Here is a 15242-nt window from a genome sequence, read left to right as displayed (position 1 = left end):
AAATCAACCAAGAATTTTTAGTTTCAGGCGCCGGGCACTTCCGATTGCGCCCAGTGGAAGCAAACTAAACCCAGCATACATCAGGGTGCGTAATGAAGGATTTTCCCTGAAGCTTTCCAAAAATGGCGAGCAGGCTCGTCGTGGCGCGTTCGAGGTGAAATACCAGTAACCCAGTTCCCACAGGGCCTGGGCTACAGCCTGGTCCGCATTCGACTTCTCTTTGCGCAAAGCCGGGCCTCCCCATGCACGGATACGTTTCATGACTTGCACCATGTCGAGCAAAAGCTTTTCCGTGGCCTGGGTCGCATTGCTGCCGTGCTGCCGATAGCGAATCAGCACCTCCGGAAGGCAGGCGATGGGATATTGCGCCGCAACACGCGCCCACAGTTCAAGATCCTCCCCATAGCGGATCGCCGTATCGAAAACGCCAACTTGCGCAAGCGCCGACTTGCGAACCATGACACTGCTGGTGGGGATGAAATTCACCTGCACCAGGCGGCTCAATGCAAGTGGAACAGGGTTGCCGCGCAATTCTGAAAAAAACTCGTAGAGCCCCTGTTTTTTGAATAACGAATCCAGCAGCAAGCCACCCTGCGCATCAATATCAGTCCTGTCAGTGGCGACCAGCGCCACATCCGGGTTGCCTAGAAAAACCCTGACCTGATTTTCCACCTTTTGAGGAAGCCATAGATCATCTGCATCCAGAAATGCGATGATCTCACCCGTAGCCTGAGCAATACCCCGGTTTCTCGCGGCAGACACCCCTGCATTGGCTTGACGTATGTAAACAAGGCCCTCGCCAAGTGAATGAATGACTTGTTCTGTCTCGTCCGTTGAACCGTCGTCCACGACAATGATTTCATGCACCGGAGCCGTCTGCTGCCGCACGCTTTCAATCGTCTCCCGCAGAAAACGCGCTGAGTTGTATGCAGGAATAACGACACTTACTCGCATGCCGCCATGCGAACCAGGATTTTCGTTAACAGGGGGCATCAGGTCTCCCGTGCTGCTTTCGGGTGTCTTCCGCCAGCCATTTTTCCATTAAGGCGCTCATCTCGGCCATCGCTTCGGGATAAATGGCTGACACGTCATTCAGGCATGTCGGGTCATTATCCAGGTCGAATAGCTGGCGGGAAACTCCCTCATTCATAGGAAGATGAACGAGTTTCCAGCGGTCAGTACGCACCATGCGATCCTTGGCCATAACAATCAAATCACGATAATCGGCTTTAATTGCCATTGTTCCGTCCCGCTTGTCCGGAATCTCAAGCAGATCCGGCAGATCCGGATAAGTGATGTGATCTTCTTCCATACTCGGGACACGGGTCACCCATATCCCGGTTTCGGCAAAAGCGGGAAGGCCCGGATCATCAATCTCGCCGTCGATGCAGCGTTTCAGGGAAACCCCCTGCATCTCATTGGGGATGGGCAGCCCAACCAGATCCAGAAGCGTGGGGGCAAGATCGATGCTGCGCACGGTATGGTTGATGGCCTGGCCATTCGGTCGACGCGGATCGGCAATGATCAAGGGAATACGGGAGCTATCGTCGACAATCACGCTATTGCCCTGACCCCAGGTTTTCCGTTCGAAAAATTCCATGCCATGATCGCTATAGATCACCACAATGGTGTTGTCTGTCAGGCCGCACTGGTCAAGATGATCAAGGGTGCGTGCAACCTCGTTGTCAAAGTTGCTCACGCAGCCATCATACAAATTCAGCACTTGTTCAAGATCAAAGAATTCCTTGCCCTGTTTCTGGCGCTGAATCACTTCGAAAGGTTCATTGAGGCCGCTCATGACAAATTTGGAACATCCGGAATACGCCTTGGACGCATATTGAGTGTAATAAGGGTATTCAGAACCGAAAGGCGCATGCGTGGCAGACATGAATACATTCAGAAAAAACGGGTTCCCTTCCCGCGCACATCTGCTGATGGCACCGCGAGTTCGCCTGCCCAGCTCCGAAGTCATCGGAACACCCGCCAGATAATAAAGCTCGGGCAAAAAGCGGTGGCCGAAATCGTTGTGGGTAAAGAGCGACAAAAACAGGCGAATATCCTTCGGACCCTGCCGGATAAGGTATCGGATATTCCACTGATCTTGCGGCAGATCAATCTCACCAAACCCGAACGGAAACTTGCCAAGATCCGAACCGCACCAGTCGCTCACTGCAATCGTACGATAACCGTGCGCCTTCAGGACGTGAGGAAGTGGCGCGCGGCCCAGATCAGCTTCGTCCACAATGGAAAAGTTATCGCGAATACCATGGCCATGAGGCCACCGGCCGCTCAGCATGGAAGCAAGGCTGGGCGCCGTGCGCGCGCAGGGCACGAAGCATTGCTGCAACAACACGCCACGCTTGGCCAAAGCATCGAGCGTGGGGGTCAAGCCGCGTGGATTGCCATTCACCCCCAGGCGATCGGCGCGCAAGGAATCGGCCCCGATCATTAAAATGTTTGGCCTTTCCGCTGCGGCCCCAGCGCGAACAGGGCGCGGCTCTTTCCCTGCATGCCACAGAACTACAGGTATCAAAAAAGCCGCTGCCGCCGCAAGCAGCCCCAGGCCATATCCCATCTGGCCTTCGAGCCCGGCACGCGCGCCACCGGCAATCGCAGCGCCCGCAAAGGCAAGCAACAAAGCATACCTGGCGGCTTCGATCCGGCTGGGGGTTAGCCATGCCCATAACGGGTAAAAACGGCTCGTCCGATAGTTTGAAGAAGCCTCTATACTGCCCGGGATGTACAGGAGATGACGGCAAAACTGCAAGCCCGTCACGATCGCAACGCCCAACAGACCAAAGGCTGCCGCAACCCCGCGATGGAAGGAAAAATCCAGGGCCGCAGCCAGGAAAGAATAAAAGGTAACTCCGGCTAGCGCCATCAACAAGCACAGCACAAAAGTCCAAAAACCAAGGCGAGACAAGGCATACAAGGAATAAGGCAGGTAGTAGCGCAATATCTCCGACTTGAGCTGTGGCCCGGTTCGCGAAAAATTCAGCACCGATTTGAGCAGCAAAGCAGCCACGCACAGAGCAGCGACACTGGCGGCAACTGGCAGCCCCTCCATCACCAGCGGCCTCGCCCACCAAGCCGCCAAGCCGCCAAGGACGGCAGGCACAGCGACGCCCACGCTTACAGAAAGGCTTTCCCCCCTCCCCGCATCTGACCGAGACAGCCGTGCAGCAGCATTGGCCTCAAACAGCCCTTTTATTTCCCCAAGAGCCGCAGCCGTTCGGATCATGTAGAACCGTCGCCGGTCCGCCCCCAATGACAATAGCGCTTTGATGCCATAGGTTGTGAGCTTCCGCCACACATAGGCGGGCATCTTGCCGGTGCCCGGCCCAAGGCGAGCGGAAGCAAAGGTGCGCTGATACGCAAAGCGCATGAGAAAACCCGGCTTCAGCCTTTCCGGGTCGACATAATGGTATTGAACAATATCCGGGGAGTAATACAGCCGCACCCCCTGAGCAAGAGCCTTGAGCACAAAAGCCGTATCTTCCCCGCCACCCAAGTCGTGGCCACGGGGCCCAAGTTCGGTAGAAAATTCACCCACCCGCCCAAACACCTCGCGCCTTATGAACAAATTGCCGCCGCCGGGGGTGATTTCTTCTCCAGTCACGAAATGGGCCGTATCCCCCAATTCAAAACAAGGGATCGGAGGCGGATAGATTTTGTAGTCCCCATCGTCACGCACCCAGCCAGGCTCAGTCCCGACCCAATCAGGCAAAATCCTCCCGCAAAACAGGGCCGTATCGGGCTGGGCATCTGCCACACGGCAAATTTTGACCAAAAAATCCGCTGGAATCCTATGGTCATCATCTACCAATGCAATCAGGTCAGAAGTAATGCGGGGTATGGCGCTATTTAAAGCAAAGGATTTACCCGCCACCGGCTCAGCAAACCACTCAAGGGGCAGCCAATTATTTTCAGCTTTATCTTCGAGATAGGAACCAAGCAACCGATGCGTTTCATCAGTGCAGGCATTTGCGGCAACCAGGACACTGACATCCCAACCCGCTGGCCGGTTGGCCGAATTAAGGGATTGCAGCAGTTTTTCCAGCAGATGCCAGCGATTGTGTGTGCATACCAGAATGGCTAGGCGCTTCATATTCGTAGAACCATCGCTTCCAGCCATCCTTACTTCGGCTTGATATCGGAATCCGTGCAAAACCGGCACCATGGATTGCTTGGGGTGCCTATTGCGGTGCTGCCAGATGAATTGTCTGGCAATGGCTCTTTTGCAGCCTGGCTGTCTTCAGGATCATTGGGGGCGCCAGTGGGCGCATTGGATATGGCCGACAAATCTGCCTCCACCTGTGCGGAATTCTCGCTTGCTTGCGGGCTGGTCTCTTCTTTTTTCTCGTGAGGCTCGGGGTAGGGGCGCTTTCCGCCAATTTCATCATAAATCCGCTGCAGAGCTTTGGAATTGGGCAAATAGCGCAAGCCATCGGTGGCAAATCGTAGCGCATCTTCTTTCAGATGCACATCATTAAAGTGCCTGACTAGCGCAATATAGGCTTCAGTGGTTTGAGGATTTAGCCGTATTGCCTTCATCATGTCGTTAATGCCTTCAGGGGTCCGGCCTAATAATAGCAATGCCTTTCCTCTGGCCACATAGAATGTCGGGCGCATTTTTTCATCATCGTCGGTCTTATCGATCATATAACTGACCTCGCCAACAACACTTTCCAAACTAAATTTTTTGTCCTCTTTGGTTCGGCTCTTATAGTAGTTGTTCATGAAATTCAGACCAGCGCAATAGTGATGGATATGTATAAATACAGGTCCTAGTGCGCTATGCCATGTAGGTACTTCTGCTTGGATATTAAGAACTTTTACTTTGCAATAGGGCGGGAGGCTTTTCCAGCCCTGCTCCGTTGTGGGATGGCGTGAAAATGAGTATTCCGCCAATGCATCCTCATTCAGGAACACAAGAAAAAACGAGAAAAAGAGGCCAAATATCAATTTCATGGGATGGCACGGGGCTAATTTCTTGAGGCTGCTCAACTGGCTCAACTGATTGAATCTCGAGGGAACCAGTTTCCACATAACCGATCCATTTATGTTTTTTGCTACATATATCAACCGTACACTATTGATGCGGCCATTTAATGCTTGAGCTGTGGGTCGGACTTCAGTCCGAATTGTCGGGCTAAAGCCCAACCTACAATTGAAATAAATTCTGGCCCGGTCAATAGAGAGGGGCTGATGACTCACCCAAGCGGACAATTCCTGTAAATATGCCATATAAAAACGGGGGCTTGCACCCCCAGGTCCCATGAAATCATTTAGATAGTAAATAGTAATAATGACTGGAGTCACAAAGCAAACGTATCATGCAGATACTTCTCGCTGGCGCTTACGATAGCCCATCATCATACCAAAAATGGAGACAATCACTGTTCTCAATTCCTAGATTACCTAGTCTAGGAGGAGATCGCTCAACCGCAGTGCCAACCGAATCATGTTCCTTTTCCAATAGGAATATCCACTAGAAGCACGCGTTCCCGCACCTGCTCCGGTTGCTCCATGAAGCGGCGCAAACACGCTTCATCCACTGGCGTGGGACGAATGCCTTGCCGATCCAACCACCAGCGACCGTAATGGCTGCCATACCAATCGAACCAGTTCATGAGTTGGCGGATATTTGCGTCAATGGCTGCGTCTCGCTTATATCCAAAGAGCGCGCCAAAATTAAGGCGGTGCAAATGCAGTGAGGTGATGAAATTATGCCGCAATTGCCAGTATGACCTACGTAAGCTAAAGCCTGATCCTAGAACAGCGTGCAACGCAGGATACTTCATGCGTAACAGGTTAGAACCCAATCCAATGCGGAAACGCTGATGCAAGAGGGCTCGAAGCGATGGTTCGCCCGGCTCCCACATCAGCGCCGCGCGGTTGAAGACCAATAAGTAATCGGTTAGCACCAACATGCGATAGCAGATTTCCACGTCAGCGGCCTTCACGAAGCTCTCCTCGAAACCGCCGATCTCCTCGAACACGCGCTTACGGAATGAGGCGTTGGCGCCATCGGCAAAGGGCATATACGGAAAGTGGATTCGATTCAAAGCGAGCAAGGGGGACATGTAGCTGTTCCTTTCCTGGAAACGGATCACCGCGTTTTCATGTGTTTTCAGTAGTTTGATCTCGCCCGCCACGCAGCCTGCTGTTGGGTAGGCGGAAAAAGTCTCAACAACCGCACGAATCCAGTCCGGTTCTGCACGGCAAGATAGGTCCGTGGTGAGGATGATTTCGCCCTGGGCGGCTTCGACCCCGGTATTTAGTGCCCGCGCACGGCCTTTTTCCTTGCGCTGCAGCGCGATCAACCCAGCAGCGCGAACACGCTCAAATGTGTCATCGGAAGATCCATTGTCCACCACGATGACTTCAAAACGATCAGTTGGGTAATCCTGGCGCAGCATGGCATCAGCAAAGCCTTGCACGTCTTCGGCACAATTCATGGCAGGCACAACGACGCTTACGAAGGGTAGTGGCGATTGAGACACCGTTTCAGACATGGAAAGGACTCACAATCCGATTGAGGTAATAGCGGGCGATATCACTGAGACTGACACGGTTAGCGCCAAACTGCAACTTGCGGCGGAAGCCAGAAAGAGAGTCGTCACCATATACGTCTATGCGGCGCAGGGCAAAAAGATCGGCCTGACTGCGGTTGAATCCCGGATCGGTTGAGCAAGCGGCAATGAACCCCGCATCTGCGACGGCACGCCGCTCACGTTCACCTTGTGCGCCATGTGGGTAAGCAAAAAGGCATACATCAGTATTGAGCGCATCGCTCAGGATGCGACGGGCGCCAGCGGTTTCCTCCACCAATTGGGCGTTAGACATTGTCGTCATCGGCATATGGGTCAGAGCGTGGCAACCAATTGTTACGCCAGCGCCGTGTATGGAGCGAATATCTTCTGTACTCATCAGTCGGCGCTCTGGCCAATCCTTGGCCTGCATCCAGAAATTCTTTTCGCCCAGAAGCCCCGCCACCGCAAACAGCGTGGCCGGAATACGGAATTCTGTGAGCACTGGTAGTGCGTTACGCCGGAAGCACTCGAAGCCGTCATCAAAAGTGACAACGACGCTGTTGACCGGAATGGCGTTTCCTGACTTGATTGCATTGACCAATACGGCAAGGGAAATTAGCGTATATCCCGAACCAGCGAGATGCGCCATCTGCGCGTGAAAGGCTGCCGGCGTCACACAGAAGCGTGCTTCAGCCGCGCTGCGTGGTTCGTCGATGGCGTGATACATCAGAATCAGTGCACGGTTCATGGCTACTTTTGAACAATCCGGCCGACATCGACAAGGTACATTTGGCGTTCGCCATTATGCACCGAGTCTATGCAAACTTGCCTACCGTCGCGATTCCAGCGGGGATGCAGGTCACAACGAATCTCGCCCCACCAGCGCTCCTTCGGGGAATAAAGCCGGGCAATATCCACTCTGGGGCCATCCGGCCAAGCGTAAAGCATCAGGGTTCGCAGTCCGTAGCCATCGGGATAGGTGTCGTTTAGCACCCAGCGGCGATCTGGAGAAAAATTGCAATGCCCATCTTCGGTGAGTTCGCCACCCCCGATAACCTTGCGTTCATCGCTGCCATTTCGCAACAACCAGAAGTGCCCCCGGCTATCGGAATCCTTCGCCCAGATAAGGATTTGCTCGTTGTCCAGCCAATCATAATGCGAGACAAATTCGGTTGAGAGCAGGCAATTCAAATTTTTTCCGTTCGCGTCGGCAGTGTAGAGGCGAACGTGCCAGCCGCTTTCACCCACCCGCCAGATATGAAAAAAGGCAAAGTGCTTCCCATCAGGGGCGATCTGGATATGATTAATCCAGTGAAACACGCCCGCCATTTCGGGTGAAGGGTTCGTATGAGCAAGCTGATGTAGCGAGATGATCAATTCCGATTGACCATTCGCAAGGTCAACCCGATAAAGCCCATCCCCGTCCGGGTGGGGATCATTAGCCCAAGGGTCTGAGCATCCCGCATAGCCATAACCAGGGCGGTGGGTATGCAAACGCGCGAAGTTAAGGCTATATCCGGTGCGGCCATCGGGAGAGACAGCGTAAATTGGCCGGTTGAGTTCAGCAAGTTCCCTCCCTGTCTTGTCGCGTACCACGCACACGAACTGCCCATCACGGCGATCATTGTGTAACAAGAGATTCTCCGGATCGGCGGGGTGCCATTGCAGCATCGCACCCTGTTGCCAGTTCCAGGCGCTGCTCTGCCCGAGAGGTTCAAAGCGATTACCCTGATCCAAACGAACAATACCAATAGCGACACTATCCTCGTCACCTGGCGGCCTATCGTTAAATTCGGCCTCGTGTGCCAGCATCAAACTGCCCGAAGCATTCCACGGCGGCTTGTCATAGTAGCCGAAGAAATGATGCTTGGGCCCGCATGTCACTTGGCTGATTGGGTCTGAAATTTGGCCAAAGCGAAGCCAACGGTACAGCGCCGGGTACTCACGCCACCCCCGTGTTTCCGACCAGACCTCCAGCGCGTGCCGCAATCGCCAGGGTATAAAGGGGGTTTCTAGAATCGCTTGATAGATTCCCACGATTACATCCCCAGGGTAATTACTTTGGAATTTAAAATAAAAAAAGTTATCACTTAAAGTTACCGTGCCTTTGATGACAGCATGGCAATAAACAGTTGATGCAACCGTTGCGGAAGCAAGGCTGGCAACATATACATCCAATCCTTAAGTGATCCGTAACCGTACCGCATTACAATTCTGAAAATGCTTCTGGCCACAGGCAGATCCCTCTTCCAGTAATGCACATACCCCCACTCCAGAAGGCTCCCGTGAGTAATTTCTCTTACTTTCTTACGCCCAAGCTTTTTCGCCAATTCAGGATGCTCCTTGAGAAAGGCGCGTTTCACCAGCCAGACCTCCCGCGCCCGACGTAGTTTGCTTTTCGTGGCTTGCACACCGCCATGATGATGATAGTAAGCCAAAACCTCAGGGACTCTTGTAATGATATTGAAACAAGCGATCCGCAGCCAAAGCAGGTAATCTTCCCCAATCACAAAACGCTCATCAAAACCGCCCGCTTTGCGAATAGCCTCGCTCCGGGTTAGCGCAGCGTGGATGGGCCAACGATTTTCCACCAATAGAAGCAAGTGCTTTTCCGGAGCCTCATAGGCTGGTGGAATAAAAGGCTTACCGCGCCCCCCCTCTACCCCAAGGTTCTGCCAGCCGCAATAGACCAGAGCCGCATCTGGATTCTGCTCAAGAGAAGCTGCCATTCGCTCAAGAAACGATGCTTCCCATGTATCATCGCTATCAAGAAAAGCCATATATTCTCCCTTGGCTTTGCTGATTCCATAATTCCTGGCTCGGCTAACGCCCGAGTGCGGCTGAGAAAACACCTTTATTCGCTGATCGTCAAACGTGTCCAGGATCTTGAGACTCTCATCCACAGACCCATCGTCTACCACAATCAGCTCAAAATTCTTATATGTCTGATCTAAAACACTTAATACACTTCCTGCAACATGAGCGGCACCATTGTGGCATGGCATGACAATTGAAATTAGCAGCGTTTGAGGCATATTTTCTGTTTATGGAACTGGATAGAGGGTTAACGCGATAACGCGAACAGTTCGATTTGTTGGCAGATATTTTTTTATAATGCCGCCCAAAGTTTATCAGCGTGAAGGTTCATATTCAAATATGACAAGTGTTACGTTTTTTTATTGTCGATCTCAAGGTTTTGAGGTTTTGGTTTGTTGGGTTACGCGATAAGGCCACTAACCCAACCTACATGAAACTTGCTCTACACAGAAAGATAAACATCATGGTATCGAGGTTTTATTTAGTAGCAGAATTGCTTTCCAGCGCTGCTGCTCTCCTCGTAGCGAAGTGAAAGGCAGGTAGAGAAAGCATAGGGCGTACACCAGGCACCCCATAATAACCATCACTGCGATATAGATAAAATTGCTGGCACGCAAACTAGCGGGTAATGCATGATCAACAAGAAACAGGACGCCCGCCAGAATGAGATTCAGGAATGCAGCTGGGATGAGAGCGCGAACATAGTCCAACCAACTGGCCTTCAGGCAATTTATAGCAAGCCAGAGCATGTGCAGGGCGCAGTAAATGGTTGCTCCGACAATACCGAAAGCAACGCCTTCAATGCCATGGGGCAGCCCAATTATTACGGCAAGACTTGTGATGACGAGGGTAGAAATTTGCACGGGCAATTCGCGCCCCAGCCAGTTCATCGCGGCGAGAACCGCACCCGACAAGTTTTCCATCAGCCAGAATGGCCAGGCGAGCGTTAGTATGACGAGTGGCGCAGCAGCCGCAGACCATTTGGCCCCATACACACCATTGATAAGCGGTTCAGCCAGCCAGAAAAGTCCCACATAAAATGGTGTGGCATAAATCGCGACCAGCGAGATGCTCCGGAAAAAGAGATAGCGGCATTTATCCAGATTGTCCTGTTCAGAAGCCATGGCCCGGAACAGTGCTTGGTAAACCGAATGCGTAATGAATGAATGCGGCATTTTGGCCAGGCTTTCGCCTTTGTTGTATAAACCAACACTTGCCGGGCCGAGTGTACGGGAAAGAATGAAGATGCTGGCCTGATTCCGCAAGTACCCCAGAAAATCGGTAGCAGTAAACAACAAACCATAGCGGGCAATCTCCCCTCCCCGCCGAAAATCAAGCGACCAGCCGGGTCGCCATTTTGCCAGAAAAGCCAGCAGGAGCGCACTGGAGGCCGATCCGGCTATGCCGCCGAAAATTAAGCTCCATACGCCATAGCCGGTATAAGCCATACCAATGCTTACTGCACTGGAGATAAACACCGTGGTAATTCCGGCAATGTTACGTGCTTTGAATCGCATTTCCCGGAACAGGATACTGCTTGGCAGGTTGACAAAGGGTCGAAGAATAAAAGACAGCGCTGAGATTCGTAACAAATCGGTATACAGGGGGGTGTCATACCACGTGGCGAACCATGGAGCGGCAAAAAAGAAAGCAGCATAGATCAGGCTTCCAATGATGATCTGTAGGGTAAATACAATGTCGTAATCCTGCTTTGTCGCCTCTTTGGCACGCACCAGTGCCTGCCCCATGCCCCCCCCCGCAATAAACCCGGCAAGACCGGTAAAAACCGAAATAGTGACCAGTACGCCGAAATCAGCGGGAGCCAATAAGCGTGCGAGCACGATACCAAATATAAAACCAAGTACCTGGCTAGTCGTATTGCCAAAAAAAGACCATTTAGCGCCACTGCGGATTTTTTCTCCGAGGCTCACGACTAGAACCTATCCGTATTACCGGAAACTACGCCAATTAATTTAAATTTGAGCATGGGATTTTTGAAAACCAGTGAATGCCGCCAACCACAGACATTTGTTATGATGTTATGCAAATTGCGATCGCATAACACCTGTATGCTTGAAGGATACCCGATCAGGGGTTCTGAATCTATGTAGGATTTACAAATGAAACTTAAAGAAATCATTCCATGGCGCATCCGAAATCAGTTTAATATCTGGCTGGAAAATCAGGTTCGCCCCAAAACCCCCAAGCTCTATAAGCTCATCAAATTTGGTCGCACCAATATCAATACACCGGACTATTGGAACAAAGAATGGGCTAATGATTCCTGCCAAAGAAATTACGAAGAATTGTTTGCGCTAATTCTGGAACAAATTCCAGAGCAAGCCAGGGTTATTGATGTTGGCTGCGGTGTAGGGAGGCTTTCCAAACTGATCAAGCAACAACGCGACGCAGAACTTACTTGCCTGGATTTTTCAAGCTGGGCCTGCGATCAATTAAAGAAAGAAGGCTTCAATACCGTTGTCAGCCAATTACCAAAGATACCTTTACCTGACAATACTTTCGACGTTGCTGTTGCTACTGAAGTCTTTGAACATCTGGATTACCCTGAAAAAACACTACAACAGATGGCACGTATTGTTCGCCCCGGCGGCATTGTTATGTGTAGCGTGCCCAACGATACGATGCACCCCCATGAAGAACTGGAGCATCAACAAATTTTCACTACGGAATCTGTGCAAGCCATGCTTTCCCAATTAGGCTCCCAAGTCACAATTAAAACCGGGGATTTATTTCCTGGCTCGAAGCATAAATTTATTTTGGGTATTGTTAAAGTCGATAGATGAGGCCATCCAATGCTATCTGCGCGCGACCATTTCAGGCGCCGCAAGCTGGTCATTCGCCGGGAACACAATCACTTCTGACCGCCTGCTGTCAGAGGGTAGCGATTTTGTTTTCATCGCTTCATATCACGATAAAAATTCTCATGTGAACCCAATGCAATCAGCAACAATTCATCGCTGCCAACGCTATACGATAAAGGAATTTCTTGTTTGTTGATCTTGAATTTGTAAACACGCACGCCCAACAAGTCTCCTTTTTTGGCCTCGCCGATCGTTGGCTTTGCCACGATCACGCGCACAGCATCATCGACCGTTTTTTTCCCTTGGGAAGGCAGCTTCTTCACGGCCTTATCAAAGGACGGTGTTGTTATGATTTTCAAATTAATCACGCACCGAATTTGTATTCAGAAAGTTGCCCGGCCTTGGCTTCTTCAAGCCCTAGCAGCGTGTCTTGGATGAACTGTAAAGGTAGCTCTGGATTTTCCTCGACCACCTTACCCAAACGCGCCCAATACTCAATCTGCTTCGGCACGGAACGGTGTTTTGCCGCTGCGTGTGGCTTTGCGAGCTCAATCAATTCATCTGACAATTTAAGCGCTGTAGACATAAGGATTACCCCCCCATAAATGTTTCAGTTATGCACCATAAGGCAACCTTTTGCAACCTATTATCTATTTTTTTTCAAGGTCAATGTGAATAATGGGGTCAGTCACGGATTCTCAGTTTCCCGCTAGGCGACCGGCAAGACCAGAGCCTCCGGGTGAAACTCGAATCTCATCGTGTGACTGATTTCCGGACGCGATCCAGCGCTTCCTGACCCGGAATGGTTTTAACCAGGCCACTCCTGACGTCATCGCGGCGGGTGCGCGCTTCAGCAGCCCAAAGCTGCCGTATGTAGCCGTCCTCCAAGGGATCAAGACTTTCAACAAGGCGATCAGCAAGCAAAGCACGTGCTTCGCTAGGGAGGGAAAGCGCCTCCTCGGCGATTTGTTCAATTGTGAGGTTCATCTTCAGGGCTCCTTGGGAGTTAGAGATTCTGGTCAAACAATGGCTTTATGCTGCAACGGCGATCTGGCATTTGTCTTGGTCGGCTGCGCAGGCTGGGCAGCTCGACGATTGATCTCTTGCCGGCGCCAGTTGGCGCCAATAATACCAACAACTGCGCCATGCCCGGTGGAAAAACTAATGTCATATGAACTTTATGCGTTTGCCATCCAGGAGCAAAGCATTTTGGCGGCGCGACAGCCCCAGTCTGACTGATATTTATCTCCTGCTTTCATTTGCTGGCCGGGCGGGTGAGGCGTCGCAACCATGACTCCACTCCGCGCTGCTCAAGCCGGTTGACAGCGATTTTTCGCCACGATTCGGCGAGCAGGTCCAGCGCGGCGATTTCACGCAGCGCCTCGTAGTTAAGCGTATCCGCGTAAAAGCAGTGCAGCAGGCGCGACAGTGGCCAATCGGGGTGGGGGCGCTGGAGCAGTTCCAGCGTATCGCCAGCTTCTACTTCGCCAGCTTCGAGCACGCGGTAATACCATCCGGTGCGGCGGCTTTCCTGCACCATGCGCGCCATCCTGGGGTCGGAAAAGCGTACATTGAGTTTCCAGCATGGCTGGCGGGCTTGAGAAATCTGCACCCGCGCTGTTCCGGCACGGTAGATGTCGCCGATGCAGACATGCTCCTCACTGATTCCAGTAGTGGAGAAATTCTCGCCGAATGCACCGGGATGTTCCAGCAGAGCTGCAAACTCCGGGTGTTCGGCGAGCCAGGTAGCGTAATGATCCAGGGGGTAGTGGTGCAGCGCCTTTTCTGGCCCGCCATGCCTTTCGGTGTCGCCTTGCTGGTCACACACCAGGCCGTTGGTCGCGATCCGGATTCGGCCCGCCACAGGTATTTTGTGGATGGCGCTTAGATGGCCGGGCGGGCCGAATGGCACGGCACGGCCTGCAAGCAGGGTAGAGATTTTCATCATGCTTGTCTTTTTTCCAGAAAGATTGGAACAATAATCAACCGGTTGACCCCGCATCCATCCGTTCACGGTATGGAACTCTGGGCAGCAGAATAATGTTTCGTTATATACCAACAGTACCTGAATACTCTACTTCTGGCTGGCGCTGAATAGCCATGAGGCTACAATAGCCTCTACCTATAATCAACCGAGATTATCCATTGGAATGCACGGTCATGCAGGAGCGCCGCCCCCGGCGCGAATCTCGGCGAGGGCGCCGCTCCTACAGCGGTGTTTTGGCCCTAATGGATAATCTGGGATCAACACTACAAAGGAGCCTCACATGGAAAAAATCACTCTCACCGTCAAGGGCATGACCTGCATGGGCTGCGTGCGCAGCGTGAAAAACGTATTGGAACCGATTCCCGGCGTGAGCGGCGTGGATATCACCCTGGAAAATGGCGAGGTTGTCATCGCCTACGATCCGTCCATGGCAAATACGGATCAATTAAGGAGCGCAATCAATGACGCCGGTTATGAAGTGATAAAATAAACCGGGTCCCATCAAAAATAGAGATAACAGCGTTCATGTTTTCATTCCTCTCCAGTGACAAACCCGGCGGTATCGACAAACGCACACTGAAAAGCATCAACAATGAGGTAATCCGCTTCCTCGAAATCCGGGATGTGGTGAATTTCAAGGTTTATACCCTGGATTATGAATGCAACCCGGTGGTGCTTATTCAGGCCATTCCGCAAAAGAAATTGCGGTTTTCCAATATCCTCGAAATCCAGATCAAGCGCCATCTGAAGGAAAAGCTCGGGTTTCAGGTTCCTGCCGTATTCTGGCGTTTCAAGATGGACGAGAGCGACGATCCGGGACCGGAACAAGCCGATTATAACTACGAAGAAAAACCTGGATATCCGCAGGATCAACCGTCTTCAGGCGAGCATGCCGCCACAATTCCAGAACTCAGCGCCGGCAGTGAATCCGGTGCGGAAGCGGAGTCGATAAATCATGGTGAAAACTACGACGTGCGCCACCTCGCCCGCAAAGGCATGGAAGTTGAGGAAATTTCCATGGGCGAGTTCGACGAATTCCTCAAGGGTGCGTCTGGAGGCGAAGCGCCGCAACCATAACGG

At 52.0% G+C, this 15242-nt stretch carries 15 protein-coding genes; 3 read left to right on the top strand and 12 right to left on the bottom strand.

Annotation, left to right across the window (positions count from 1 at the left end; genetic code table 11):
* Window positions 1–3: 3 nt before the first annotated feature.
* From WC392_10005 to WC392_09970, 8 genes are all read right to left on the bottom strand, one after another.
* Window positions 4–993, bottom strand: coding sequence for a glycosyltransferase (locus WC392_10005; GenBank protein MFA5242690.1), 990 nt, complete (start codon window positions 991–993; stop codon window positions 4–6).
* On the bottom strand, window positions 980–4180 hold the full coding sequence (locus tag WC392_10000; protein MFA5242689.1) for a sulfatase-like hydrolase/transferase: 3201 nt from the start codon (window positions 4178–4180) through the stop codon (window positions 980–982). The genes WC392_10005 and WC392_10000 overlap by 14 nt, the downstream gene beginning before the upstream one ends.
* The gene (locus WC392_09995; protein ID MFA5242688.1) at window positions 4138–4971 is read right to left on the bottom strand and encodes a hypothetical protein; all 834 of its coding nucleotides are present in this window, start codon (window positions 4969–4971) and stop codon (window positions 4138–4140) included. Before WC392_09995 ends, WC392_10000 begins: the two co-directional genes overlap by 43 nt.
* Window positions 4972–5462: 491 nt before the next feature.
* On the bottom strand, window positions 5463–6518 hold the full coding sequence (locus tag WC392_09990) for a glycosyltransferase family 2 protein (protein MFA5242687.1): 1056 nt from the start codon (window positions 6516–6518) through the stop codon (window positions 5463–5465).
* The gene (locus tag WC392_09985; GenBank protein MFA5242686.1) at window positions 6511–7284 is read right to left on the bottom strand and encodes a polysaccharide deacetylase family protein; all 774 of its coding nucleotides are present in this window, start codon (window positions 7282–7284) and stop codon (window positions 6511–6513) included. Before WC392_09985 ends, WC392_09990 begins: the two co-directional genes overlap by 8 nt.
* A gap of 2 nt (window positions 7285–7286) precedes the next feature.
* Window positions 7287–8714, bottom strand: a complete 1428-nt coding sequence (locus tag WC392_09980; GenBank protein MFA5242685.1) for a hypothetical protein — start codon at window positions 8712–8714, stop codon at window positions 7287–7289.
* The gene (locus tag WC392_09975) at window positions 8633–9571 is read right to left on the bottom strand and encodes a glycosyltransferase (protein MFA5242684.1); all 939 of its coding nucleotides are present in this window, start codon (window positions 9569–9571) and stop codon (window positions 8633–8635) included. The genes WC392_09980 and WC392_09975 overlap by 82 nt, the downstream gene beginning before the upstream one ends.
* 243 nt (window positions 9572–9814) lie before the next feature.
* Complete coding sequence (locus WC392_09970; protein ID MFA5242683.1) at window positions 9815–11284, bottom strand: lipopolysaccharide biosynthesis protein; 1470 nt, start codon at window positions 11282–11284, stop codon at window positions 9815–9817.
* Window positions 11285–11473: 189 nt separating this feature from the next.
* On the opposite strand from WC392_09970, the gene WC392_09965 reads away from it, so the two are divergent.
* Entirely contained in the window at window positions 11474–12157 is a 684-nt protein-coding gene (locus tag WC392_09965; protein MFA5242682.1) for a class I SAM-dependent methyltransferase, read from the top strand.
* A gap of 110 nt (window positions 12158–12267) precedes the next feature.
* Here WC392_09965 and WC392_09960 read toward each other — a convergent pair whose 3' ends face one another.
* The 4 genes from WC392_09960 to WC392_09945 form a co-directional block, all read right to left on the bottom strand.
* Complete coding sequence (locus WC392_09960) at window positions 12268–12543, bottom strand: type II toxin-antitoxin system RelE/ParE family toxin (GenBank protein MFA5242681.1); 276 nt, start codon at window positions 12541–12543, stop codon at window positions 12268–12270.
* Window positions 12540–12761 carry a hypothetical protein gene (locus WC392_09955; GenBank protein MFA5242680.1) on the bottom strand — a complete coding sequence of 74 codons (222 nt, stop codon included), beginning with the start codon at window positions 12759–12761 and terminating at the stop codon, window positions 12540–12542. The genes WC392_09960 and WC392_09955 overlap by 4 nt, the downstream gene beginning before the upstream one ends.
* Before the next feature lie 167 nt (window positions 12762–12928).
* Window positions 12929–13162 carry an addiction module protein gene (locus WC392_09950; protein ID MFA5242679.1) on the bottom strand — a complete coding sequence of 78 codons (234 nt, stop codon included), beginning with the start codon at window positions 13160–13162 and terminating at the stop codon, window positions 12929–12931.
* A 268-nt stretch (window positions 13163–13430) separates the two neighbouring features.
* Window positions 13431–14123, bottom strand: coding sequence for an MOSC domain-containing protein (locus tag WC392_09945; GenBank protein MFA5242678.1), 693 nt, complete (start codon window positions 14121–14123; stop codon window positions 13431–13433).
* A 319-nt stretch (window positions 14124–14442) separates the two neighbouring features.
* On the opposite strand from WC392_09945, the gene WC392_09940 reads away from it, so the two are divergent.
* Window positions 14443–14652 carry a heavy-metal-associated domain-containing protein gene (locus WC392_09940; GenBank protein ID MFA5242677.1) on the top strand — a complete coding sequence of 70 codons (210 nt, stop codon included), beginning with the start codon at window positions 14443–14445 and terminating at the stop codon, window positions 14650–14652.
* Window positions 14653–14687: 35 nt separating this feature from the next.
* On the top strand, window positions 14688–15239 hold the full coding sequence (locus WC392_09935) for a hypothetical protein (protein MFA5242676.1): 552 nt from the start codon (window positions 14688–14690) through the stop codon (window positions 15237–15239).
* The last annotated feature ends 3 nt before the right edge of the window (window positions 15240–15242 follow it).

Source organism: Sulfuricella sp., assembly GCA_041651995.1.
Classification (GTDB): Bacteria; Pseudomonadota; Gammaproteobacteria; order Burkholderiales; family Sulfuricellaceae; genus Sulfurimicrobium.
Note: the sequence above shows the minus strand (reverse complement) of the source record. Positions and strands in the feature narration are given on the sequence as shown.